This is a genomic window from Providencia sp., assembly GCF_052096715.1.
GTDB lineage: Bacteria > Pseudomonadota > Gammaproteobacteria > Enterobacterales > Enterobacteriaceae > Providencia.
Window position 1 is genome coordinate 1 of the sequence record NZ_JBQDNB010000036.1, and the last position, 23254, is coordinate 23254.

The 23254-nt window shown below is 42.1% G+C and carries 22 protein-coding genes and 1 pseudogene; 2 read left to right on the forward strand and 21 right to left on the reverse strand.

Annotated elements, in window-relative coordinates; all coding sequences use genetic code 11:
- From ACTH6U_RS19415 to fkpA, 17 genes and pseudogenes are all read right to left on the reverse strand, one after another.
- Nucleotides 1–1039, reverse strand: a pseudogene (locus ACTH6U_RS19415) (DNA-directed RNA polymerase subunit beta'); the annotation flags it as partial.
- Nucleotides 1040–1156: 117 nt separating this feature from the next.
- A complete protein-coding gene (gene rpoB / locus ACTH6U_RS19420) occupies nt 1157–5185 on the reverse strand; it encodes a DNA-directed RNA polymerase subunit beta (protein WP_294104454.1) in 4029 nt (1342 codons plus the stop codon).
- 353 nt (nt 5186–5538) lie between these two features.
- On the reverse strand, nt 5539–5904 hold the full coding sequence (gene rplL, locus ACTH6U_RS19425) for a 50S ribosomal protein L7/L12 (protein WP_294104452.1): 366 nt from the start codon (nt 5902–5904) through the stop codon (nt 5539–5541).
- A 60-nt stretch (nt 5905–5964) separates the two neighbouring features.
- Entirely contained in the window at nt 5965–6462 is a 498-nt protein-coding gene (rplJ, locus tag ACTH6U_RS19430) for a 50S ribosomal protein L10 (RefSeq protein ID WP_294104450.1), read from the reverse strand.
- Between the two features lie 342 nt (nt 6463–6804).
- Nucleotides 6805–7506, reverse strand: coding sequence for a 50S ribosomal protein L1 (rplA, locus tag ACTH6U_RS19435; RefSeq protein ID WP_294104448.1), 702 nt, complete (start codon nt 7504–7506; stop codon nt 6805–6807).
- 3 nt (nt 7507–7509) lie between these two features.
- Nucleotides 7510–7938, reverse strand: a complete 429-nt coding sequence (rplK, locus tag ACTH6U_RS19440) for a 50S ribosomal protein L11 (protein ID WP_294104446.1) — start codon at nt 7936–7938, stop codon at nt 7510–7512.
- A 208-nt stretch (nt 7939–8146) separates the two neighbouring features.
- Complete coding sequence (nusG, locus tag ACTH6U_RS19445; RefSeq protein ID WP_294104444.1) at nt 8147–8692, reverse strand: transcription termination/antitermination protein NusG; 546 nt, start codon at nt 8690–8692, stop codon at nt 8147–8149.
- Nucleotides 8693–9079 carry a preprotein translocase subunit SecE gene (gene secE / locus ACTH6U_RS19450; protein WP_294104442.1) on the reverse strand — a complete coding sequence of 129 codons (387 nt, stop codon included), beginning with the start codon at nt 9077–9079 and terminating at the stop codon, nt 8693–8695.
- A 498-nt stretch (nt 9080–9577) separates the two neighbouring features.
- A complete protein-coding gene (gene tuf / locus ACTH6U_RS19455; RefSeq protein ID WP_294103340.1) occupies nt 9578–10762 on the reverse strand; it encodes an elongation factor Tu in 1185 nt (394 codons plus the stop codon).
- 78 nt (nt 10763–10840) lie between these two features.
- Entirely contained in the window at nt 10841–12967 is a 2127-nt protein-coding gene (fusA, locus tag ACTH6U_RS19460; protein WP_294111159.1) for an elongation factor G, read from the reverse strand.
- A gap of 83 nt (nt 12968–13050) precedes the next feature.
- Nucleotides 13051–13521: a 30S ribosomal protein S7 gene (gene rpsG / locus ACTH6U_RS19465; RefSeq protein WP_294111157.1), complete on the reverse strand. Its 471-nt coding sequence runs from the start codon at nt 13519–13521 to the stop codon at nt 13051–13053.
- A gap of 98 nt (nt 13522–13619) precedes the next feature.
- Entirely contained in the window at nt 13620–13994 is a 375-nt protein-coding gene (gene rpsL, locus ACTH6U_RS19470) for a 30S ribosomal protein S12 (RefSeq protein ID WP_004923923.1), read from the reverse strand.
- 135 nt (nt 13995–14129) lie between these two features.
- Nucleotides 14130–14417 (reverse strand): sulfurtransferase complex subunit TusB, encoded by a 288-nt coding sequence (gene tusB, locus ACTH6U_RS19475; protein ID WP_294111056.1) that lies wholly within the window; start codon nt 14415–14417, stop codon nt 14130–14132.
- A 58-nt stretch (nt 14418–14475) separates the two neighbouring features.
- Entirely contained in the window at nt 14476–14835 is a 360-nt protein-coding gene (tusC, locus tag ACTH6U_RS19480; RefSeq protein WP_441832967.1) for a sulfurtransferase complex subunit TusC, read from the reverse strand.
- Nucleotides 14836–14883: 48 nt separating this feature from the next.
- Nucleotides 14884–15288, reverse strand: a complete 405-nt coding sequence (tusD, locus tag ACTH6U_RS19485; protein ID WP_441832968.1) for a sulfurtransferase complex subunit TusD — start codon at nt 15286–15288, stop codon at nt 14884–14886.
- A complete protein-coding gene (locus tag ACTH6U_RS19490) occupies nt 15281–15982 on the reverse strand; it encodes a helix-turn-helix transcriptional regulator (protein WP_294111047.1) in 702 nt (233 codons plus the stop codon). Before ACTH6U_RS19490 ends, tusD begins: the two co-directional genes overlap by 8 nt.
- A gap of 447 nt (nt 15983–16429) precedes the next feature.
- The gene (fkpA, locus tag ACTH6U_RS19495; protein ID WP_294111044.1) at nt 16430–17179 is read right to left on the reverse strand and encodes an FKBP-type peptidyl-prolyl cis-trans isomerase; all 750 of its coding nucleotides are present in this window, start codon (nt 17177–17179) and stop codon (nt 16430–16432) included.
- Nucleotides 17180–17421: 242 nt separating this feature from the next.
- Here fkpA and ACTH6U_RS19500 point away from each other — a divergent pair, with 242 nt between their 5' ends.
- A complete protein-coding gene (locus ACTH6U_RS19500; protein WP_294111042.1) occupies nt 17422–17643 on the forward strand; it encodes a SlyX family protein in 222 nt (73 codons plus the stop codon).
- A gap of 141 nt (nt 17644–17784) precedes the next feature.
- Here the strand turns inward: ACTH6U_RS19500 and slyD are convergent, their stop codons facing one another.
- The 4 genes from slyD to kefG all read right to left on the reverse strand — a co-directional run bounded on the left by slyD (nt 17785) and on the right by kefG (nt 21116).
- Nucleotides 17785–18432, reverse strand: coding sequence for a peptidylprolyl isomerase (gene slyD, locus ACTH6U_RS19505; RefSeq protein WP_294111039.1), 648 nt, complete (start codon nt 18430–18432; stop codon nt 17785–17787).
- Between the two features lie 88 nt (nt 18433–18520).
- Nucleotides 18521–18724: a YheV family putative zinc ribbon protein gene (locus tag ACTH6U_RS19510; protein ID WP_294111036.1), complete on the reverse strand. Its 204-nt coding sequence runs from the start codon at nt 18722–18724 to the stop codon at nt 18521–18523.
- A gap of 29 nt (nt 18725–18753) precedes the next feature.
- On the reverse strand, nt 18754–20562 hold the full coding sequence (gene kefB, locus ACTH6U_RS19515; RefSeq protein ID WP_441832969.1) for a glutathione-regulated potassium-efflux system protein KefB: 1809 nt from the start codon (nt 20560–20562) through the stop codon (nt 18754–18756).
- On the reverse strand, nt 20562–21116 hold the full coding sequence (gene kefG, locus ACTH6U_RS19520) for a glutathione-regulated potassium-efflux system ancillary protein KefG (RefSeq protein ID WP_336431082.1): 555 nt from the start codon (nt 21114–21116) through the stop codon (nt 20562–20564). Before kefG ends, kefB begins: the two co-directional genes overlap by 1 nt.
- A gap of 170 nt (nt 21117–21286) precedes the next feature.
- On the opposite strand from kefG, the gene ACTH6U_RS19525 reads away from it, so the two are divergent.
- Entirely contained in the window at nt 21287–23224 is a 1938-nt protein-coding gene (locus ACTH6U_RS19525; protein WP_441832970.1) for an ABC transporter ATP-binding protein, read from the forward strand.
- Nucleotides 23225–23254: the final 30 nt, after the last annotated feature.

Consider the following 23254-nt stretch of genomic DNA (forward strand, 5'->3'; position numbering starts at 1 on the left):
CACGCTTACCAAGTAAGTTCTGACGGAAACGACCTTGTTTACCTTTGATCATATCGGCCAAAGATTTCAGAGGGCGCTTGTTAGAACCTGTAATTGCACGACCACGACGACCGTTATCTAACAGTGCATCAACCGCTTCTTGCAACATACGTTTTTCGTTACGTACGATGATATCTGGCGCAGCCAGATCCAGAAGACGTTTCAGACGGTTATTACGGTTGATTACGCGACGATATAGATCGTTCAGATCTGACGTTGCGAAACGACCACCATCCAAAGGAACTAATGGACGTAAATCAGGTGGTAATACTGGTAGAACGTTTAAGATCATCCACTCTGGTTTATTACCAGATAGAATAAATGCTTCCAGTAGTTTGATACGTTTAGTCAGCTTTTTACGCTTAGTTTCAGAGTTAGTTTCATTCAACTCTTCACGTAGCGTTTCACACTCGTTCTCAAGATCGAGGTTTTTCAGCAGGCCTTGGATTGCTTCCGCACCCATTTTCGCATCAAATTCGTCACCGAACTCTTCCAACGCATCTAAGTATTGCTCTTCTGTCAGAATCTGTGCACGTTCAAGGCTAGTCATTCCGCCTTCAACAACAACATAAGATTCAAAATACAGAACACGTTCGATATCACGCAGTGGCATATCAAGCAGCAAACCGATACGGGATGGTAATGATTTTAAGAACCAAATATGTGCAGTCGGTGATGCAAGTTCAATATGACCCATGCGCTCACGACGGACTTTGGTCTGTGTGACTTCAACGCCACACTTCTCACAAATCACACCACGGTGTTTTAAACGTTTGTACTTACCGCACAGACATTCATAATCTTTTACTGGCCCGAAAATACGTGCACAGAAAAGGCCGTCACGCTCAGGTTTGAACGTACGGTAGTTAATCGTTTCTGGCTTTTTAACTTCACCAAATGACCATGAACGGATCATGTCAGGTGATGCCAGAGCAATTTTGATCGCATCAAACTCTTCGGTCTTGGTTTGCGCTTTCAGAAACTTAATTAAGTCTTTCACTAAATAGCTCCTGTCGGAGTTAGACCTGTCAGGTGAGTGGTCAAGCCACTCTCCCCAAATCCCACTGCTTACATGAGCCGGAAGGCTGATAAATCAGACCTTCCGGCGCAAAACGAATTACTCGTCTTCCAGCTCGATGTTAATACCTAGTGAGCGGATTTCTTTCAGTAATACGTTGAAAGATTCCGGCATACCAGGTTCCATCTGATGGCTGCCATCGACGATGTTTTTATACATCTTCGTACGGCCGTTAACGTCATCCGATTTAACTGTAAGCATTTCTTGAAGAGTATAGGCTGCACCATATGCTTCCAGTGCCCACACTTCCATCTCCCCGAAACGCTGACCACCGAACTGCGCTTTACCACCCAGCGGTTGCTGAGTAACCAAGCTATAAGAACCAGTTGAACGGGCATGCATTTTATCATCAACTAAGTGGTTCAATTTCAGCATGTACATGTAACCAACGGTGACCTGACGCTCAAATTTCTCGCCAGTACGACCATCAAACAGTGAAATCTGACCTGAAGTTGGCAATCCGCCCAGTTTCAGTAATTCTTTAATTTCTTTCTCTTTTGCACCATCAAACACTGGTGTTGCAATTGGCATACCTTTTTTCAGGTTCTCAGCCAAACGCATAACGTCTTCATCAGAGAAAGTATTCAAATCAACTTTCTGACGCGGATCATCACCAAGATCATAAGCTTTTTGGATAAATTCACGCAGTTTAGCAATATCTTCTTGCTGCTTAAGCATAGCATTGATTTTGTCACCAATACCTTTAGCAGCCATACCTAAGTGCGTTTCCAAAATCTGACCGATGTTCATACGTGATGGTACGCCCAGTGGGTTCAGAACGATGTCAACTGGGTTACCGTTTTCATCGTAAGGCATGTCTTCAACTGGGTTGATTTTTGAGATAACACCTTTGTTACCATGGCGACCCGCCATTTTATCACCCGGTTGGATCTGACGTTTAACAGCCAGATAAACCTTAACAATTTTCAGTACACCCGGAGCTAGATCATCACCTTGGGTGATCTTACGACGTTTCGCATCAAGTTTTTTCTCAAACTCAGATTTCAATTCGTCATATTGCTCAGCTAACTGCTCTAACTGGTTCTGCTTCTCTTCATCTGCTAGAGACAACTCTAACCAACGATCGCGAGGCAGTTTATCCAATTTTTCAGCTTCAATTCCACCGTTAATCAGTACAGAACGAATACGAGCAAACAGAGCGCCTTCAAAAATACGTAGCTCTTCTGTTAAGTCTTTCTTCGCATCACGTAACTGAGTTTCTTCGATTTCAAGCGCACGTTTATCTTTCTCTACGCCATCACGAGTGAAGACCTGTACGTCAATAATTGTACCGGAAACACCGTTTGGAACACGTAAAGAAGAATCTTTAACGTCAGACGCTTTTTCACCGAAGATAGCACGCAGTAATTTCTCTTCTGGCGTTAATTGAGTCTCACCTTTAGGTGTTACTTTACCAACCAGAATGTCACCGCCTTTCACTTCAGCACCGATATAAACGATACCGGATTCATCAAGTTTAGAAAGTGCAGCTTCACCAACGTTTGGAATATCAGCAGTAATTTCTTCAGGCCCCAATTTAGTGTCACGAGACACACAAGAGAGTTCCTGAATATGAATAGTTGTAAAACGATCTTCTTGAACAACACGCTCGGAAACTAAGATGGAGTCTTCGAAGTTATAACCATTCCATGGCATAAATGCCACGCGCATATTTTGACCAAGTGCTAATTCACCAAGGTCTGTTGAAGGACCATCAGCTAACACATCACCACGTTCAACAGGCTCACCTAAAGATACACAAGGCATCTGATTAATACAGGTGTTCTGGTTAGAACGGGTATATTTAGTCAGGTTATAAATGTCAATTCCAGCTTCGCCTGGATGCATTTCGTCTTCGTTAACTTTAATTACGATACGAGAAGCATCAACGTACTGAACAGAACCGCCACGAGTTGCAACAGCAGTAACACCGGAGTCAACCGCAACTGCACGTTCCATACCTGTACCGACTAATGGTTTGTCTGCACGTAAAGTAGGAACCGCTTGACGTTGCATGTTCGCACCCATCAATGCACGGTTAGCATCATCGTGTTCAAGGAATGGGATGAGTGACGCACCAACAGAGACGATCTGTTGAGTCGAAACGTCCATATATTCAACTTGTTCGCGGCTAAATAAACTTGATTCACCACGGTTACGACAAGTAATTAGTTCTTCGATAAAGCTACCATCTTCACCTAAAACGGTGTTTGCCTGAGCAATGATGAAGTTACCTTCTTCAATCGCAGACAGATAGTGAATTTCATCAGTAACAAGACCATCACGAACTAAACGATAAGGTGTTTCTAGGAAACCATATTCATTGGTCTGTGCATAAACAGATAATGAGTTAATCAGACCGATGTTCGGGCCTTCAGGGGTTTCGATAGGGCAAACACGACCGTAGTGAGTTGGATGTACGTCACGAACTTCAAAGCCCGCACGTTCACGAGTCAAACCACCTGGGCCTAACGCAGAGATACGACGTTTGTGCGTAATTTCAGATAATGGGTTGTTCTGGTCCATAAATTGAGACAATTGGCTGGAACCAAAGAACTCTTTTACTGCCGCTGAAATTGGCTTCGCATTAATCATATCCTGTGGCATCAATGCATCGAGGTCGCCCAGAGAAAGACGCTCTTTCACTGCACGTTCAACACGAACCAGACCAACGCGGAACTGATTTTCTGCCATCTCACCGACTGAACGAATACGGCGGTTACCTAAGTGGTCAATATCATCCACTTCACCCCTACCGTTACGAATATCAATGAGTTTTCTCATTACTTCAATGATATCGTCTTTGCTTAGGATGCCTGAACCTTCAATCTCTTCACGATTTAGTGAACGATTGAATTTCATACGGCCCACAGCAGAAAGATCGTAACGGTCTTCAGAGAAGAACAAGTTTTCGAACAGATTTTCAGCTGCTTCACGTGTTGGTGGCTCACCAGGACGCATCATACGGTAGATTTCTACCAGCGCACCTAAGCGGTCGTTTGTTGGATCGACACGGACAGTTTCAGACATATATGCGCCGTGATCTAAGTCATTCGTAAACAATGTTTCAATTGTTTTATGACCTGATTGGCTCAGACGTGCCAACATATCCAATGAAAGTTCCATATTCGCTGCACAAATCAGCTCACCAGTACTTTCATCAATGTAATCTTTTGCAACCACTTTACCCGCGATATATTCAACAGGAACTTCAATGCTGTTGACTTCTTCTTTCTCGAGTAAGCGGATATGACGAGCAGTGATACGACGGCCTTTTTCAACATAAATTTTGCCGTTTGCTTCAATATCAAAAGAAGCAGTTTCACCGCGTAGACGCTCAGGAACCAGCGTCATCATCAATTTGTTATCACGAATTTGGAATACAGTTTTATCGAAGAACAAGTTCAAGATGTCTTCGGTACTGTAATTCATTGCACGCAGAATAATAGTCGCTGGTAATTTACGGCGACGGTCGATACGTACAAATAAATTATCTTTCGGGTCAAATTCGAAATCAAGCCATGAGCCACGGTAAGGGATGATACGTGCGTTATAAAGCACTTTACCTGAAGAGTGAGTCTTCCCTTTATCGCTATCAAAGAATACGCCTGGGCTACGGTGCAACTGAGAAACAATAACACGCTCAGTACCGTTGATAACAAAAGTTCCGTTTTCAGTCATGAGTGGAATTTCACCCATGTAAACTTCTTGTTCTTTGATATCTTTAACGGTGCCTTCCGGTGCTTCACGCTCATAAACGATGAGACGTAATTTCACACGCAGAGGTGCAGAATAAGTAATACCGCGAATTTGACATTCTTTAACATCAAAAACAGGCTCACCTAAACGATAGCTGACATATTGTAGTTCAGCATTACCACTGTAGCTCTGAATTGGAAACACAGAACGGAAAGCTGCTTCCAGCCCATTCTGGCCATCAGGATCTTGCTCGATAAACTTCTGGAACGAGTCAAGTTGGATAGAAAGGAGATAAGGTATGTCCAAAACTTGTGGACGTTTACCAAAATCCTTACGAATACGTTTTTTCTCGGTATAGGAGTAAACCATAGGTTTCCTCAGCTCGTTGATCAGTGACCCAAGTTGTTCTTCCTAAAATAGTCAGGACAGAACCGCAACGCGTTTTTTAGAAATGGAAAATGAATACTTTCCTGAATACTTATTACTATCACTCTTAAACCATTTCATTGCATTGCTTTTGCTACCGAGCTGCCCGAGCGGGTCGTAGCTAAGAAATACAGTATATTAAGTCGTCAATAGAAAGAAGTATTGGGGGGGTTGTTAACATCAAAATTGCGTGAAAAGCTGTTAACACCCATCACGCTTTACAGCGTAAAAAGGCTGGTGATTAAAAATCACCAGCCAACAACCTAATGAGTTAGGCTGCGAAGTCAAAGCTGAAATTATTTAATTTCAACTTCAGCGCCTGCTTCCACAAGAGCTTTCTTCAGAGTTTCAGCTTCATCTTTATTAGCGCCTTCTTTAATAGCCGCTGGTGCAGATTCAACTAAATCTTTAGCTTCTTTCAAGCCAAGGCCAGTTGCGCCGCGAACTGCTTTGATTACTGAAACTTTGTTAGGACCGACAGCGGTAAGCATAACATCGAATTCAGTTTTTTCTTCAGCAGCTTCAGCAGGACCCGCAGCAACAGCAACAGCTGCAGCAGCAGAAACGCCGAATTTTTCTTCCATCATAGTAATCAGTTCAACAACGTCCATTACAGACATTTCAGCAACTGCATCAAGGATTTGGTCTTTAGTGATAGACATAACAAGTGTTCCTAAAATTCAGAAATAGTTTATACGTTAACAAGCAACGAAGGAAAGGGCTTATGCAGCTTCTTTCTGATCGCGCAGAGCAGCCAGTGTGCGAACCAATTTGCCTGCAGAGGCTTCTTTCATGGTTGCCATCAGGCGTGCGATTGCTTCATCGTAAGTTGGGAGTGTTGCCAGACGATCAATATCTTGACCCTGGATTAACTCACCTTCAAAGGCCGCAGCTTTAATCTCAAATGCTGGATTCGCTTTCGCGAACTCTTTGAACAGACGAGCAGCAGCGCCCGGGTGTTCATTAGAGAAAGCAATCAAGGTTGGACCAACAAACGCGTCTTTCAGGACTTCATAAGAAGTACCTTGAACAGCTAGACGGATCAACGTGTTACGAACAACACGAATATAAACGCCAGCTTCGCGACCTGCTTTACGCAGTTCAGTCATTTTTGCTACAGTTACGCCGCGTGAATCAGCAACAACTGCAGAAAGCGCGCCTTTGGCTACTTCGCTGACTTCAGCAACAATCGCTTGTTTGTCTTGAAGATTTAGTGCCATTAGCTTCTTGCTCCTGGATTAACCGGGAAAACCCGGGGACTCACATCACTCATACACAACATTGTGTCTGAGCGTAAATCACGGTGAGCAGAAGTCAGAATAAAATTCTAGGTATCTCTGTCACCGTCTACGCAGGTAAGATTAAGTAGTAGTTATACACCTGAACTACACCTGCGGTCTTGGACGGGGTCTGGAAAAGGCCAGACTCCATACCGAATTTGTGGTTTGTTGAGTATATTACCCAAAGGCTCAAACACCCAACAAACTCAAGGCGTCAAATTTTATACAAATTTGACGCAAAGGTAAAGCTTAATAACCAAATAGCCTAAGAAGGCTCAGTTATTAAATTGTCGCTGACAGACCAGATTGGTCAACAGCAACACCTGCACCCATTGTAGTAGACAGGCTAACTTTCTTGATAAAAACACCTTTAGCAGAAGCTGGTTTTGCTTTTTTCAGCGCAATCAACAGTGACTCTAGGTTTTCTTTCAATTGGTTAGAATCGAAATCAACTTTACCGATAGTGGTATGGATGATTCCGTTTTTGTCATTACGGTAACGAACTTGACCTGCTTTAGCATTTTGAACAGCTTCAGCAACGTTAGGCGTTACAGTACCTACTTTCGGGTTTGGCATCAGACCACGTGGGCCTAGGATTTGACCTAATTGGCCAACAACGCGCATTGCATCAGGAGAAGCAATAACAACGTCAAAATCCATTTCGCCAGCTTTGATTTTATCAGCCAAATCTTCCATACCTACCAGTTCAGCACCTGCAGCTTTTGCAGCTTCAGCGTTTGCGCCTTGTGCAAATACAGCAACGCGAACAGAACGGCCAGTACCGTGTGGCAATACAGTCGCGCCACGAACGTTTTGGTCTGATTTACGAGCATCGATGCCTAGATTAACAGCAACATCAACGCTTTCTACGAATTTAGCAGTTGCTAATTCTTTCAGCAGTGAAAGGGCTTCATTGATGTCGTATTGTTTAGTAACATCAACTTTTTCACGGATATTGCGCATGCGCTTATTCAGTTTAGCCATTGATTAATCCTCCACTACCAGGCCCATGGAACGAGCAGTACCTTCAATTGAACGCATCATAGCGTCAACATCAGAACCAGTCATGTCCGCAGCTTTAGTTTCCGCAATTTCACGGATCTGAGCAGAGGTCACTTTACCTACTTTATCTTTATTCGGTTTGCCCGAACCAGATTTAACGCCAGCTGCTTTTTTCAGCAATACTGCTGCAGGAGGAGTTTTAGTAATAAAAGTGAATGAACGGTCTGCATAAACAGTAATAACAACAGGAGTTGGTAGGCCTTTTTCTAGACCTTCTGTTTTTGCGTTAAACGCTTTACAGAATTCCATGATGTTAACACCTTGCTGACCCAATGCTGGACCAACAGGAGGGCTTGGGTTAGCCATACCAGCTGCAACTTGCAGCTTAACGTAGGCTTGGACTTTCTTAGCCATGAATATTTCCTCTAAATGGGTAGTAACGCCTTACTAAATAAGGCTCCCCGTTGCATTAACATGCCCCGCAAAATAATTTGCAAAACATAAAATATTTTTTGCCAAATAAAAAAACTAAGGCGCGAAATTATATTCAAATTTCACGCCCTTTGCAAGCCTGTTCTTTGGTCTTTTAATAACCAACTTATTTTTAAGCTGTTTTTTAGTGCTATGCTTTTTCTACTTGACCAAAATCCAGTTCGACTGGTGTAGCACGACCAAAAATAGAAACAGAGACTTTTAAGCGGCTTTTTTCGTAATCAATTTCTTCAACGACACCATTAAAGTCAGCAAACGGACCTTCACTAACACGAACCATTTCACCCGGCTCAAATAGTGTTTTAGGACGTGGTTTATCGCCCACTTGTTGTAAGCGATTCATAATCGCATCAACTTCTTTGTCGCTAATTGGTGCTGGACGATCTGATGTTCCGCCGATAAAGCCCATTACACGAGGGACACTGCGCACTAAGTGCCAAGAGTCATCATTCATGGTCATTTGGACTAAAACATAGCCTGGAAAAAATTTACGTTCACTCTTACGACGTTGGCCACCACGAATTTCAACAACTTCTTCAGTTGGGACCATAACTTCGCCAAAAGAGTCTTCCATGGCATGTAATTTGATGTATTCACGTAAAGACTGTGCTACGCGACCTTCAAAACCAGAGAATGCCTGAACGACATACCAGCGCTTTTTAGGTGAATCTGACATTTAGAATAACCTCAGGCTTGTAATAAATGAAACTAAACGCACTAGGATACCATCTAATCCCCACAGAATTAACGACATAACAGCCGTTACTGCAGCAACAATTAATGTAGTTTGTAATGTTTCCTGGCGAGTAGGCCAAATAACTTTTTTCATCTCAATGCGAGCTTCGCGCGCAAATGTCAGTGTTGCTTTACCCTTTGTTGTCCACAAAGCGATAGCACCAGCTGCAGCGACAACGGCGACAACGGCAAAAGCACGCAGCGCGAGATTATATTGACGGAAGTAGTAGTTACCCACTATCGCAATGATTAATAAGCCACAGACAACCACCCATTTGAAGATGTCTGCACTGCGTCCATTTCCTTGAGCTTCGCTATTCGTACTCATAATTCAACCTGTTACCATGAAGTATGTATAAAGCCCGCTTGCCTTACAAAGGTAAAACAACCAGACCAAACCAATAGAATATGCCAACATATCCCTTAATTCACTACAGCTAAGCCTGCAAAATCTGAAAGGAATACGATAACAAATACCTACGAAGTAGAAACCATACCTCAAAAATAATAGCGGTAGGCATTATCTATTTCTTCGCAGAAAATTCAGCATGCTCAGTTAATTTTTGACTCGCCTATTATGAAATAAAATTTCTTTTCGTGGCAGCAGTAAAATATACCATATCTTCCGAGCAAAACCTTTATAAATCTCATATAACTGTACAAAGCAATAAGTACTGTTATTAATTCGTGATTTGAGAGCCTATCTCACCAATAATTATAACAATGATTGATGAGATAGGTTCTTAAATTTTACAACGTATAAAAAGGGCATCTATTTGATGCCCTTTTTACTAACGTAGTTCTTTCTTATTCAGAAAGAGCGATATTATGCAATAACTTTTGCAACAACACCGGCGCCTACAGTACGACCACCTTCACGGATTGCGAAACGCAAACCATCATCCATCGCGATTGGGTGAATCAATGTCACGATCATGTTGATGTTGTCGCCTGGCATTACCATCTCTACGCCTTCTGGCAGTTCGATAGTACCGGTTACGTCAGTTGTACGGAAGTAGAACTGTGGACGGTAACCTTTGAAGAATGGAGTATGACGACCACCTTCATCTTTGCTCAGGATATACACTTCTGATTCGAATTGTGTATGTGGCTTGATTGAACCTGGTTTTGCCAGTACTTGTCCACGTTGAATCTCTTCACGTTTAGTACCACGCAGTAAAACACCCACGTTCTCACCAGCACGACCTTCGTCAAGCAGTTTACGGAACATTTCAACGCCAGTACAAGTTGTTTTAACTGTTGCTTGAATACCAACAATCTCAACTTCTTCACCAACTTTAACGATACCACGCTCAACACGGCCTGTTACTACTGTACCACGGCCTGAGATTGAGAATACGTCTTCAATTGGCAGCAGGAATGGTTTGTCAATTGCACGCTCTGGTTCTGGGATATAGCTATCCAGGAAACCAGCTAGTTCAACAATTTTCGCTTCCCACTCTGGAACACCTTCCAGTGCTTTCAGTGCAGAACCACGGATAACTGGAGTGTCATCACCTGGGAAATCGTACTGAGAAAGAAGTTCACGAACTTCCATTTCAACGAGTTCTAACAGTTCTTCGTCGTCTACCATGTCACATTTGTTCAGGAACACGATGATGTAAGGAACACCAACTTGGCGACCTAACAGGATGTGTTCACGCGTTTGTGGCATTGGGCCATCAGTCGCAGCAACAACCAGAATTGCACCATCCATCTGCGCAGCACCAGTGATCATGTTTTTAACATAGTCGGCGTGACCTGGGCAGTCTACGTGTGCGTAGTGACGAGCTGGAGTGTCATATTCTACGTGTGAAGTAGAGATAGTAATACCACGTGCTTTTTCTTCTGGTGCGTTATCGATTTGATCGAATGCACGAGCAGAACCGCCGTAAGTTTTTGCTAGAACAGTAGTGATAGCTGCTGTCAGAGTAGTTTTACCATGGTCAACGTGGCCGATTGTACCAACGTTAACGTGCGGTTTTGAACGTTCAAATTTTTCTTTAGACACGACTCTATTCCTTATGGAGTTCCCTCTTTACTATAAAGAAGGAACTTAAATTAAAGTAGTTAAATCGATAAAAATCGATTATCTAGCGTTACGAGCTTCGATTACAGCTTGTGCAACGTTGTTTGGCGCTTCACTGTACTTCAAGAACTCCATAGAGTATGAAGCACGACCTTGTGTCTGAGAACGCAGGTCAGTAGCATAACCGAACATTTCTGACAATGGTACTTGTGCACGGACGATTTTACCAGTAGCTAGGTCATCCATACCTTCAATAATACCACGACGACGGTTAAGGTCACCAATTACATCACCCATGTAGTCTTCTGGTGTTTCCACCTCAACTTTCATGATTGGCTCAAGCAGAACAGGTTTAGCTCTTTTGAAGCCTTCTTTAAATGCCAGCGATGCTGCCAATTTAAATGCCAATTCAGATGAGTCAACATCATGGTATGAACCGTAATGCAGACGAACACCCAATTTAACTACTGGGTAACCCGCTAACGGGCCTGATTTCAACTGCTCTTGGATACCTTTATCAACCGCAGGGATGAATTCTGTAGGAATTACACCACCTTTGATTTCATTGATGAACTCATAGTTCATCTCTGCACCGTCTTTGTCTTTCTTGTCCAGTGGGAAAATGTCAATTACGACATGACCGAACTGACCACGACCACCAGACTGTTTAGCGTGCTTACCTTCAACATCCTTCGCTTCGATCTGGATAGTTTCACGATAAGCAACCTGAGGTTTACCAACGTTCGCTTCAACTTTAAATTCACGACGCATACGGTCAACCAGAACGTCTAAGTGCAACTCACCCATACCTGCGATGATAGTCTGATTAGTTTCTTCATCACTAGATACACGGAAAGATGGATCTTCTTGAGCTAAACGGCCCAGAGCGATACCCATTCTTTCTTGGTCAGCTTTTGTTTTTGGTTCAATTGCTACAGAGATAACTGGCTCTGGGAATTCCATACGCTCCAGAATAATTGGCGCGTCAATTGAACACAGAGTATCACCTGTAGTGACATCTTTAAGACCAATTGCAGCCGCGATGTCACCAGCGCGAACTTCTTTGATCTCTTCACGTTTATTAGCGTGCATCTGAACGATACGACCAAAACGCTCTTTTCTTGATTTTACTGGGTTCAGTACAGTATCACCTGAATTAACAACACCGGAATACACACGGAAGAATGTCAGGTTACCAACGAACGGGTCAGTTGCAATCTTAAATGCTAAAGCAGAGAACGGCTCTTCATCACTAGCGTGACGTTCTGCCGGAGTATCTTTACCATCATCCAGAATACCGTTAATTGCCGATACATCTGTAGGTGCTGGTAAGAAATCAATTACTGCATCTAGCATCGCCTGAACACCTTTGTTCTTAAATGCAGAACCACAGGTAACCAGGATAATTTCGCTAGCAAGAACGCGTTGACGAAGAGCAGTTTTAATTTCAGCTTCAGTTAAATCTTCACCGCCCAGATATTTTTCCATCAGTTCTTCTGATGCTTCTGCTGCGGATTCAACTAAGTTGTTGTGCCATTCTTCTGCCAATTCTTGCATGTCAGCAGGGATTTCTTCGTATTCGAAGCTAATACCCTGATCTTCATCACTCCACCTGATCGCTTTCATTTTGATCAAGTCAACAACACCAGTAAACGCTTCTTCTGCGCCAACAGGTAATTGAATTGGAACTGCATTAGCAGCTAAACGTGTTTTTAATTGCTCAACAACACGTAAGTAGTTCGCACCCATACGGTCCATTTTATTAACGAACGCAATACGTGGAACTTTATATTTGTTAGCCTGACGCCATACTGTCTCAGACTGTGGCTGAACACCACCAACCGCACAGTAAACCATTACTGCGCCATCAAGCACACGCATAGAACGTTCAACTTCGATTGTGAAGTCAACGTGACCTGGGGTGTCGATGATGTTTACACGGTGTGGCTCATACTGTTTTGCCATACCAGACCAGAATGCAGTAGTCGCTGCAGATGTGATAGTAATACCACGCTCTTGCTCCTGCTCCATCCAGTCCATTGTTGCAGAACCTTCGTGAGTTTCACCAATTTTATGGTTTACACCTGTATAAAACAGAATACGTTCAGTCGTTGTCGTTTTACCGGCGTCGATGTGCGCACTGATACCGATATTACGATAACGTGCTATGGGCGTTTGACGGGCCATGTTTTCCTCTCTCGTGAGCGTTCAATTCATCATATAAAGGGCAGCAAATAGCTACCCTGAGATACACCACTAACCTTTGGAACTTACCAACGGTAGTGAGCGAACGCTTTGTTAGCTTCTGCCATACGGTGAACGTCTTCACGTTTCTTAACAGATGAACCTTTGTTCTCTGCAGCATCACCTAGTTCATTTGCTAGGCGAAGTGCCATTGACTTATCACCGCGTTTACGAGCAGCGTCAACGATCCAACGCATTGCCAGAGCATTACGACGAACCGGGCGAACTTCAACAGGAACCTGATAAGTTGAACCACCAACACGGCGAGATTTAACTTCCACAGTCGGACGCACGTTATCCAGTGCTAATTCGAATGCATCAAGCGCAGTCTTGCCAGAACGCTGAGCCAATGTCTCAAGTGCGTTATATACAATTGCTTCGGCAGTAGATTTCTTCCCGTCTACCATCAGGATATTTACAAATTTGGCCAGTAATTCTGATCCGAACTTAGGATCTGGCAGAATTTTACGTTGACCTATTACGCGACGACGTGGCATGGATATTACTCCGTTGTTAATTCAGGTTTGTCCAAAACTCTACGAGTTTATTTTGACATTAAGATTAAAAATGTTTGGCCTTACTTAACGGGCATCCATTAAGCCTTAGGCTTTTTAGCGCCGTATTTAGAACGTGCTTGTTTGCGGTCTTTAACACCTGAACAGTCAAGTGCACCGCGAACGGTGTGATAACGCACACCTGGCAAGTCTTTAACACGACCACCACGGATAAGAATTACGGAGTGTTCCTGCAAATTGTGGCCTTCACCACCAATGTAGGAAGAAACTTCATAACCATTAGTTAAACGAACGCGGCATACTTTACGTAATGCTGAGTTTGGTTTTTTAGGTGTGGTTGTATATACACGAGTACATACACCACGTTTTTGCGGGCAAGCTTCCAGCGCTGGAACGTTGCTTTTCACAACTTTCGAGCTACGGGATTTGCGTACCAGCTGATTAATAGTTGCCATTATTAAAAAAGCTCCTGATTTTTTGCTTCGTAAACACGGATTTCGACCTCGTTCGCCAACATGACGATACACGAGGACGCGAAATTTTATGGCTGACTGGCTCAGGTGTCAAGAAATATACAACTTTTAATGCCTTTATAGCGAAAAATGTTGCTTATGTGCTGCCGTTAGCCTCACAAAACCTTGATATGTGACTAACGAAACAGTATTTGAAATGATATTTTGCAGTCCACGAGCATTAACATCTGCATCCAAGACATAAATTTGAGCCCCTGTGTTTTGTAAATCGCAAAGATACTTCGATTGCTCAACGGCTGCAATAACGCCATCTTGCATCAACAAAACAACATCTTGGTGAGTGATTAAACGCAGTATGGCAGGAAAATCACACTTAAACGGGGATGTAGCTATAGTATAAAGCATAGAAAAAATCCTGCTAGAGGTCAAAATCCAAATATCTGATTAAATTTTTATGACGGATTTAAAACTTCAGTACCACATCACAAGCAGCCATTTTTTCTCTAATTTGGGCTGCGTTTAGAATTTGAGGAGAAACGACCCAATTGCTGTGTTCACTGATACCTCGTTCTTGTAATGAGTCAGCGCACAGATAAATCTTATCAATGTCATACAGAGATAGTATTTTAAATGTCGAAATATAATCTCTGGCTAAAATTTCATTCGTTTTTTGATTCGCCAGTATTTGGCACACACCATCAGAGATAAAAAACACACTAATTTCTTCAGTAATAGCAGACGTTGCCAATAAAGCATCTAGCCCTTCTCGCCCACTTGCATTACCGTGTGGCATTGTTGTAAAGACAAAAGCACATTTTTTCACTCGACACCTTAAATTACAACTTACTAATTACATTGATTATACGATGACTTAAAATTGTATCGTTCTGTCGGTTGTCATCATAGCTTCTGCTAGGCTTCCCAGTCCACTCATCATGAAGCCATCACTTAAATTACTGGCTGATAAAGACAGCGTTTCAGCCTGTTCAGTATCGACAACACCCCGGCGCAATGCAGCAGAAACGCAAATGTGCATTTCACAATCAGCACGCTTTGCAAGCGCTTGCCAACCTTGAACTAAATTAAATTCGTCAGTTGCTGGTGAAGTGAGGCTATTGGCATTTAGAACACCATCGCTATAAAAAAACAATGTTTTCAGGCGATGCCCTTCCTCAAGAAGAGCATTAGCAAATTGATAGGCACTCGCCGCTTGCTGAGTGCCATACGCAGGCCCCGTGATTAACAAACAATATGTTAGTTGAGTGCTATTATTCATTCTTGAATTGACGGATATACAAGTAAACAGTGTGCTTAGAAATATTCAAACGATCAGCCACTTGGTTAATCGCATCTTTAATATCAAATATCCCTTTTTCATATAGATTTAACACAACTTGTTTATTTTTCGCATTGTTTGAAACGTTGCGATCCCCACCCACTTCTTCAATAGTATATTCCAATGTTTGAGCAACAAGGTCATCAACGGACGAAGCGAAATTAACATCTGATGTAATTTCTTGTTTTTCTTCTGGCACAAAAGATTTAATAATTTCTGAAAATGGAACATCCAAATTCATATTAATACAGAGAAGCCCAATAACACGTTGTTTTTTATTACGAATAGCAATAGTCACCGATTTCATTAAATCGCCACTTTTTGCTTTAGTAAAATAGGCCTTGGAAGCATTCGAATCTTCATCTGCCATATCATGAAGCATTCTTAATGCGAGGTCGGTAATTGGCGAGCCTATTTGACGACCTGTATGCTGACCATTAGCTATTCTCACCGCTGAACGTTGTAGATCTTCCAACGAATGAAGAACAATTTCACAATGCCCACCAATGAGCATGGCGAGACCATCAACCGCAGCTTCATAGGATTTTAAGATTTCGTGGTCGGTTTCAGTGAACGGTTGGTTATCTAATATATTAATATCGCTGAGATCATGTGGTTGTATAGAATCTGACATTTTAAACATTGTCCTTCTAATATAAAAAATTCATCAAGTTGACTAATGAGGCATTCATTATTCGACTAATTTGCCTTCATTGAATCGTGCATAGTCAACAAACGTGATGATAAAGAATAAAATTGAATACATTGAAGTTAAAACTACGAAGCGTCGCAGTCAAGTGAATGAATGCAAGAGAGTATGTTTTATCACAAGTTTTAAACAAATTAAGCTGTTTTTTATACAATGTGAAAATAATGAGATTATGCGAGGAGCACGATTAAATCCATCGTTCTACTCATAATATGTAAGATATAAAAATTAATATACTAGAAACGAATAGACTTAAAATAAAGATTTAGCCTTCGAGCGACCTTCAATTTTTATCGATATTAAAATAATAGAATCTAATGACAAAAACCCAGATTAGCTCTGGGTTTCAGCATATATGACAATCTAAAAAGCTTATTTGCTTGCTGGTTTGATATCTAATAATTCAACATCAAATACTAAAGTAGAGTTTGCAGGGATACCTGGAACACCATTTTCGCCATAAGCTAAGTCAGCTGGGATAACTAACTGAATTTTTCCGCCTTTTTTCACATTTGCCAGACCTTCAGTCCAGCCTTTGATCACTGAGTTCAATGGAATTGTCAGTGGTTCATTACGTGAATATGAGCTATCAAATTCAGTACCGTCAATCAATGCACCTTTGTAATGAACCACAACGGTTTCATCTGCTTTAGGTTTTGCGCCAGTACCTTCTTTTTCGATTTTATACAATAAGCCTGATTTGGTTTTAACTACGCCTTTTTCTTTAGCATATTTTTCGCGATACTCAGCACCTTTTTTCTCATTCGTTGCTGATTCATCTTTCATTTTTTTCTCAGCGGCTTGTTTCACTTGCCCTTCGAATTGGCGAAGCGTTTCTTCAACTTCTGCATCACTCATTTTGCTTTTACTGTTAAATGCATCTTGAACACCAGCCAGTAATTGAGCTTTATCAAGATCAATGCCAATTGTTTTTTGTTCTTCAAGTGAGTTTTGCATATAGCGACCTAAAGAGGCACCTAATGCGTATGCATTACGTTCTTCAGCATTTTTAAATGCACTATTTTCTGCTTGTGCTTTGGTTTCTGCGGCCATTACTTGTGGTGCTGCAAAAGTAAGTGCTAATGTTGTCGCTAGAAGGCTTGCCTTAAACAATGATTTCATCCTGATCTCCGATGATTTTTATTCGAGTATTTAATATTCGAGTATTTAATTTTATTGGTACCCCCCTAATTATACTTAGAGGTCAGCTACCATTAGTATAGATAATTATAAGAACTTCTTAGACAACATTAACAAAAAGAGGTTTCAACGCATATCTCTTTAACTAAAACTTATCTATTGATTTGTAATGTTCGGTTATTATGATGTTTTTTTATAACAATAAACCACAAGGAGCGTCTAAAATGGACTCATCTGACACTTTTGAACAGCGCCTAGAGCTTTTAGAAAGTAAAATTGCCTTTCAAGAATTAGCGCTTGAGCAACTCAATCAGGTTATTACTGAACAACAAATGCAAATGAGCCGAATGCAAGAACACTTACGTGTTGTAACTGATAGACTAAAATCTTCTCAGTCATCTTTGCTTGCAAGGCCTGAAGAAGAAACACCGCCACCTCATTATTAATTTAATGGGGTGATAGTCATTCACTCGTTAAATTGCAAAATCGTCTGGTATTTCTAAGTATTATAATTGTAGATGAAAAAAGGAAAGCCGAGGCTTTCCTTTTCTCTAAACAAAAACTAAACCCTAGCGAATCGCTAAGGATTAGTGACAGCCGCAGCCGCCTTGTTTTTTACCGTGACCTTCGCCACCGCAACCACCTTCTGAACCGTGGTCGTGACCATGGCCACCGCCGCCACAACAACCGCCTTCTGAACCGTGGTCATGACCATGACCACCACCGCCACAACAACCACCTTCGTGATCGTGATCATGGTCGTGGCCGTCAGCGCCATGTACGTGGCCATGTGCAATTTCTTCTTCTGTTGCTTCACGGATAGCCATGACTTCAACATTAAATTTCAGATTTTGACCTGCTAACATGTGGTTACCGTCAACGATAACTTCATCGCCTTCAATTCCTGTAATTTCAACAGGAACTGGACCCATGTCAGTATCAGCTAAGAAACGCATACCAACTTCTAACTCTTCAACACCCATAAAGACATCTTTAGGGACACGTTGAACTAAGTTTTCATCATATTGACCATAGGCATCATCGGATGCAACTTCAACATCAAAATGTTCGCCAACAGCACGACCTTCTAATGCTTTTTCCAGACCAGAAATTAAAGAACCACGGCCGTGTAAGTAGTCCATTGGCGCACTTGCTGGCGACTCATCAACTAAAACACCGTCTTCTGTTCTTACCTGATAAGCTAAGCTGATTACCAAGTCTTTTGCTACTTTCATGACATCTCCTACATACCCGAGAAGGGAAAAATTTTGCTATATTGTACCGGAAAACAATTGAGCTGTATTGAGATTTGACAAAATTCTCTTACTCTGGTGTAAAAATACCAATGACTTTTTCTTGTTTTCTGACATGTTCCGTTGCGCCCTCATCAGCTTGTCTTTGCTGATCGCCACAATTAACACATTCAACAACATCAATTTTATCTTCTCGCCACATCATCAACGTATCTTGTGACTGGCATTTAGGGCAGGTTGCTCCTGCAATAAAACGTTTACGTGTTGAAGCCATTTTTATACCCTTGCGGTTTACTATTCGCGTTACTTCTCGTTATTCCAGCTATGTGGCTGTCGGTGTTCCCTTAGCATTTCTTTTTCGAAGAGCTCATTTAATTCACGACGCGCCTCTTTGATACGAGAAATTTGCCCACTGTCACTATTTTCATTCTCAGGAATAATATCTCTTAGCATGCGCATATCAAGGCGACGAAAATGCTGTTTCGCCCGATAAGCCTTATGAGGATGCATACCAATACTAACTAATGCCTTACTACCCAGTTCAAGTGCGCTCGAGAAGGTTTCACGACTAAAATCTTTTACACCGCTTTGTAATAGTTCATGCGCTTCAAGTCGCCCTTTAGCGCGAGCAATAATATGCAAGTTAGGGAAATTTTCCTGACATATTTGTACTATTTCCATCACTTCTTCGGGTTCATCACTCGTTATAACAATCGCCTTCGCTTTATCTGCGCCCGCTGAGCGTAATAATTGTAACTCTCGTGCATCACCATAATAAACGGTATAGCCATAACGTCGCATCGTACTGATTGCTGTAACATCTTGTTCAAGAACAGTAATTCTCACTTTATTCGCCATAAGTAAGCGACCAACTACTTGTCCCATACGCCCAAATCCGACCAAAATGACGTGAGGGTCATTATCTTCAACAAACGGTTTTTCACTCGATGATGATTGTTGATTATAACGATGGTTGAGATAAGCATCTATTAGTTGCATCACAAGAGGCGTAGTCATCATCGAAAGTGTGACCACCACTAATAACAGGTCCATTTGCATTTCGTCGATCACTTTAGCTCCTGATGCGGTTGCTAAAATAACAAATGCGAACTCCCCGCCTTGACTCAGTACCCCTGAAAATTGCGCTCTTGCACCACTGCGTAATCGGGCAGCCAAGCTGAGACAATAAAGTACTAACGCCTTCACCGACACGAGCACAGCGACCGCAATCAAAACTTGAGGTAAGTATGACCAAAGTATCTGTAAATTTAATGACATCCCTACTGAAATAAAAAATAATCCGAGTAATAGTCCTTTAAAAGGCTCAATATTAATTTCAAGTTCATGACGAAACTCGGTCTCTGCTAACATTACACCCGCCATAAAAGTGCCTAACGCCATGGAAAAACCGAGGCTTTCCATAATGAGCGCAGACCCAAGTACGACAAGTAGCGCCGCCGCAGTAAAAATTTCATGCACTCCAGATTTAGCCGCTAATCGAAATAATGGACGTAGCAAATAGCGTCCGACAATCCATAAGCCTGCAAACGCAATCACTTTTAAGCCAATTTTATACCAATCACTACTACCTGTATCGCCCGCAAGTAAAGGGATCAGCGCCATAATTGGGATGACAGCCATATCCTGAAAGAGTAAAACTGAAAAGCCAAGCTGCCCACTTTCTTTATTGGACATGCCTTTTTCATTCATCAACTGCAATGCCATCGCCGTCGATGACATTGCCATGCCAAGGCCACCGACAACCGCAGCTTGCCATGAAAATTTAGCCAACAATAATAACCCGGCCATGATTGCAGCAGTGACTACCACTTGAGCCGTACCCACACCGAAAATGGAGCGTCTGAGTTCCCAAAGTTTAGACGGTTTAAGTTCTAACCCAATCAAAAACATCAGAAAAACTACACCCATCTCGGAGAAATGCAAAATATCATCAACGTTATGAATAAAGCCAAGAACAAACGGACCAATCACAATACCAGCAAGTAAATAACCCAGTACCGCTCCCAAACGGATTTTCTGGGCGATGGGCACCATCACCACGCCCGCACAAAGAAATAAAATGATGGATTCAAATAAATTCAGTTGTTCCATCAGGACAATCCCCCAGGGCTTAACGGTTGCTGCATCCATTGGCGATAGCCGTCAATGTGCTGCTGAAAATGCGCTGTAGACTGTCTGCGCGCGGCATAAATAATATTGGGCTCTAACCATTGCATATCACACATTGCTGCGGTTAATTCAAATGGGCGCAGTATTTCAGTTAATGGGTATCGATTAAAACCATCGTGCTGATAAGCATCTTGGGATTCACCCGTCGTAATAATAGAACGCCAATATTTGCCTTTTAATTTTTGATACCCCATATCGGTCGCAAAACGACGAGTTAATACCCGGTCAAACCACTCTTTTAAAAGAGCAGGACAACTATAAGTATAGAGAGGATGTTGAAAAACAATCACGTCGTGCAAGCAAAGAAGCTTTTGCTCAGCGGTAACATCAATAAAATAATCAGGATAAATTGCATATAAATCATGAACAGTCACGTGGTCAAGACCGCTCAAGGAATCCAGTAATGCTCGATTTGCAACAGACTCATCAGAGTCTGGGTGAGCGTAGACCACCAATACTTTCGGCGGATTTGACATCTTTCCCTCCTCAAAGGCGTGTCAGACGGATCATTTTCCGTTACCATGCAGCCTGCTAAACATATTCAGTTTTACGCTCAATAAATTTAGGTGATTTGCTTTTCAACTCGCACCTGATATTTTGAGGGTATTCATTATTTAATTTAACATATTTTCAATAGACGGTTGCTATGATTGTTTTCTCTTCACTACAAATTCGCCGAGGTGTACGTGTTCTGCTGGACAATGCAACCGCGACTATCAATCCGGGTCAAAAGGTCGGGTTAGTTGGTAAAAACGGCTGCGGAAAATCGACACTGCTTGCGCTTTTAAAAGGCGAATTACAAGCTGAAGCGGGTTCTGCAACCTTCCCTAGCACGTGGTCATTAGCTTGGGTTAATCAAGAAACCCCAGCACTTGATGTTCCCGCCCTCGAGTATGTTATCGATGGCGATCGCGAATATCGTTCACTTGAGAAAAAACTACAGCAGGCCAATGAAAAAAATGATGGCCATGCCATTGCAACTGTTCATGGTCAACTAGATGCCATTGATGCGTGGACAATCCGTTCAAGAGCATCAAGCTTGCTGCATGGTCTGGGTTTTAGCCAAGCACAATTAGAATCACCCGTTAAGTCATTCTCTGGTGGATGGCGCATGCGTTTGAACCTTGCGCAAGCCCTATTGTGTCGCTCTGATTTATTGTTACTCGATGAACCTACTAACCACCTTGATTTAGATGCCGTAATTTGGCTTGAAAAATGGTTAAAAAGCTATACAGGTACGTTGATTCTAATTTCTCATGATAGGGATTTTCTTGATCCTATTATTGATAAAGTGCTGCACATTGAGCAAGAAAGTATGTTCGAATATACGGGCAATTATTCTTCGTTTGAACGCCAGCGTGCGACCAAGTTATCTCAACAGCAAGCTTTGTATGAAAGCCAACAAACTAAAGCTGCGCACTTACAAAGCTATATTGACCGTTTTAGAGCTCAAGCGACCAAAGCAAAACAAGCACAAAGTCGAATCAAAATGCTCGAAAAAATGGAGATGGTTTCCCCTGCGCTTGTGGATAATCCATTTCATTTTACCTTTCGAAAACCAGAAAGCTTGCCTAATCCATTACTAAAAATGGAGAAAGTCAGTGCCGGTTATGGTGAGAAAATAATATTAGATTCGATAAAATTAAATTTAGTACCGGGCTCTCGTATTGGTTTACTCGGACGAAATGGTGCCGGTAAATCAACGCTAATAAAACTGCTTGCCGGTGATTTACAGCCATTACACGGCGTTGTCTCCCTAGCAAAAGGCATTAAACTAGGCTATTTCGCCCAGCACCAACTTGAATATTTGCATCCTGAAGAGTCACCTTTGCAGCACCTTGCCAGATTAGCGCCAAAAGAAACAGAGCAGCAGTTGCGTGATTATTTAGGCGGATTCGGTTTTAAGGGCGACCAAGTTACCGATCCGACTCTACGTTTTTCCGGTGGTGAAAAAGCACGTTTAGTTTTGGCACTTGTAGTTTGGCAGCGACCAAATTTACTGTTACTCGATGAACCAACTAACCACTTAGATTTAGAAATGCGTCAGGCACTTACCGAGGCCTTGATGGATTTTGAGGGTGCTTTGGTTGTGGTATCTCATGATAGGCATCTATTGCGCTCAACCACGGATGAGTTCTATTTAGTTCACGGTGGTATGGTTGAGCAATTTGATGGTGATTTAGAAGATTACCAGCAGTGGCTCGCGGAACAAAATAAAATAGACCTTCAGCAAGCCCGTGATATTCAAGATAAAGATAAACCCGTAAGTGTTTCGACTGTGACGGCTCAAGATAAAAAAGATCAGAAACGTCGCGAAGCTGAATTCCGTCAAGCCACTCAACCTATTCGTAAAAAAGTGACTGAGCTTGAAAAGAAAATGGAAAAACATTCAGCTGTTCTCGCTGAATTAGAAAGTCAGCTTTCTGATGCCACCATTTATGAACAAGCTAAAAAAACAGAACTAGCAGATTGTTTGAAAAAACAAATTGAACATAAATCTGCACTTGAAGAAGTAGAAATGGAATGGATGGAGTTACAAGAGCAGCTCGAGGAAATGACGACGAGCTTCGATACTAATGCTTAACTAATTAAAGAGCCAGAGCAAATTGATCTG

What these genes read in the sequence shown, in the direction of transcription:
- rpsG (WP_294111157.1), bottom strand. Translation starts at nt 13,521, where the DNA reads ATGCCACGTCGTCGCGTAATAGGTCAACGTAAAATTCTGCCAGATCCT.
- secE (WP_294104442.1), bottom strand. Translation starts at nt 9,079, where the DNA reads ATGAGTACGAATAGCGAAGCTCAAGGAAATGGACGCAGTGCAGACATC.
- ACTH6U_RS19525 (WP_441832970.1), top strand. Translation starts at nt 21,287, where the DNA reads ATGATTGTTTTCTCTTCACTACAAATTCGCCGAGGTGTACGTGTTCTG.
- fkpA (WP_294111044.1), bottom strand. Translation starts at nt 17,179, where the DNA reads ATGAAATCATTGTTTAAGGCAAGCCTTCTAGCGACAACATTAGCACTT.
- ACTH6U_RS19510 (WP_294111036.1), bottom strand. Translation starts at nt 18,724, where the DNA reads ATGGCTTCAACACGTAAACGTTTTATTGCAGGAGCAACCTGCCCTAAA.
- kefB (WP_441832969.1), bottom strand. Translation starts at nt 20,562, where the DNA reads ATGGAACAACTGAATTTATTTGAATCCATCATTTTATTTCTTTGTGCG.
- kefG (WP_336431082.1), bottom strand. Translation starts at nt 21,116, where the DNA reads ATGTCAAATCCGCCGAAAGTATTGGTGGTCTACGCTCACCCAGACTCT.
- ACTH6U_RS19490 (WP_294111047.1), bottom strand. Translation starts at nt 15,982, where the DNA reads ATGTCAGATTCTATACAACCACATGATCTCAGCGATATTAATATATTA.
- tusB (WP_294111056.1), bottom strand. Translation starts at nt 14,417, where the DNA reads ATGCTTTATACTATAGCTACATCCCCGTTTAAGTGTGATTTTCCTGCC.
- nusG (WP_294104444.1), bottom strand. Translation starts at nt 8,692, where the DNA reads ATGTCAGATTCACCTAAAAAGCGCTGGTATGTCGTTCAGGCATTCTCT.
- rplA (WP_294104448.1), bottom strand. Translation starts at nt 7,506, where the DNA reads ATGGCTAAACTGAATAAGCGCATGCGCAATATCCGTGAAAAAGTTGAT.
- tusD (WP_441832968.1), bottom strand. Translation starts at nt 15,288, where the DNA reads ATGAATAATAGCACTCAACTAACATATTGTTTGTTAATCACGGGGCCT.
- ACTH6U_RS19500 (WP_294111042.1), top strand. Translation starts at nt 17,422, where the DNA reads ATGGACTCATCTGACACTTTTGAACAGCGCCTAGAGCTTTTAGAAAGT.
- slyD (WP_294111039.1), bottom strand. Translation starts at nt 18,432, where the DNA reads ATGAAAGTAGCAAAAGACTTGGTAATCAGCTTAGCTTATCAGGTAAGA.
- rpoB (WP_294104454.1), bottom strand. Translation starts at nt 5,185, where the DNA reads ATGGTTTACTCCTATACCGAGAAAAAACGTATTCGTAAGGATTTTGGT.
- fusA (WP_294111159.1), bottom strand. Translation starts at nt 12,967, where the DNA reads ATGGCCCGTCAAACGCCCATAGCACGTTATCGTAATATCGGTATCAGT.
- rplK (WP_294104446.1), bottom strand. Translation starts at nt 7,938, where the DNA reads ATGGCTAAGAAAGTCCAAGCCTACGTTAAGCTGCAAGTTGCAGCTGGT.
- rpsL (WP_004923923.1), bottom strand. Translation starts at nt 13,994, where the DNA reads ATGGCAACTATTAATCAGCTGGTACGCAAATCCCGTAGCTCGAAAGTT.
- rplL (WP_294104452.1), bottom strand. Translation starts at nt 5,904, where the DNA reads ATGTCTATCACTAAAGACCAAATCCTTGATGCAGTTGCTGAAATGTCT.
- rplJ (WP_294104450.1), bottom strand. Translation starts at nt 6,462, where the DNA reads ATGGCACTAAATCTTCAAGACAAACAAGCGATTGTTGCTGAAGTCAGC.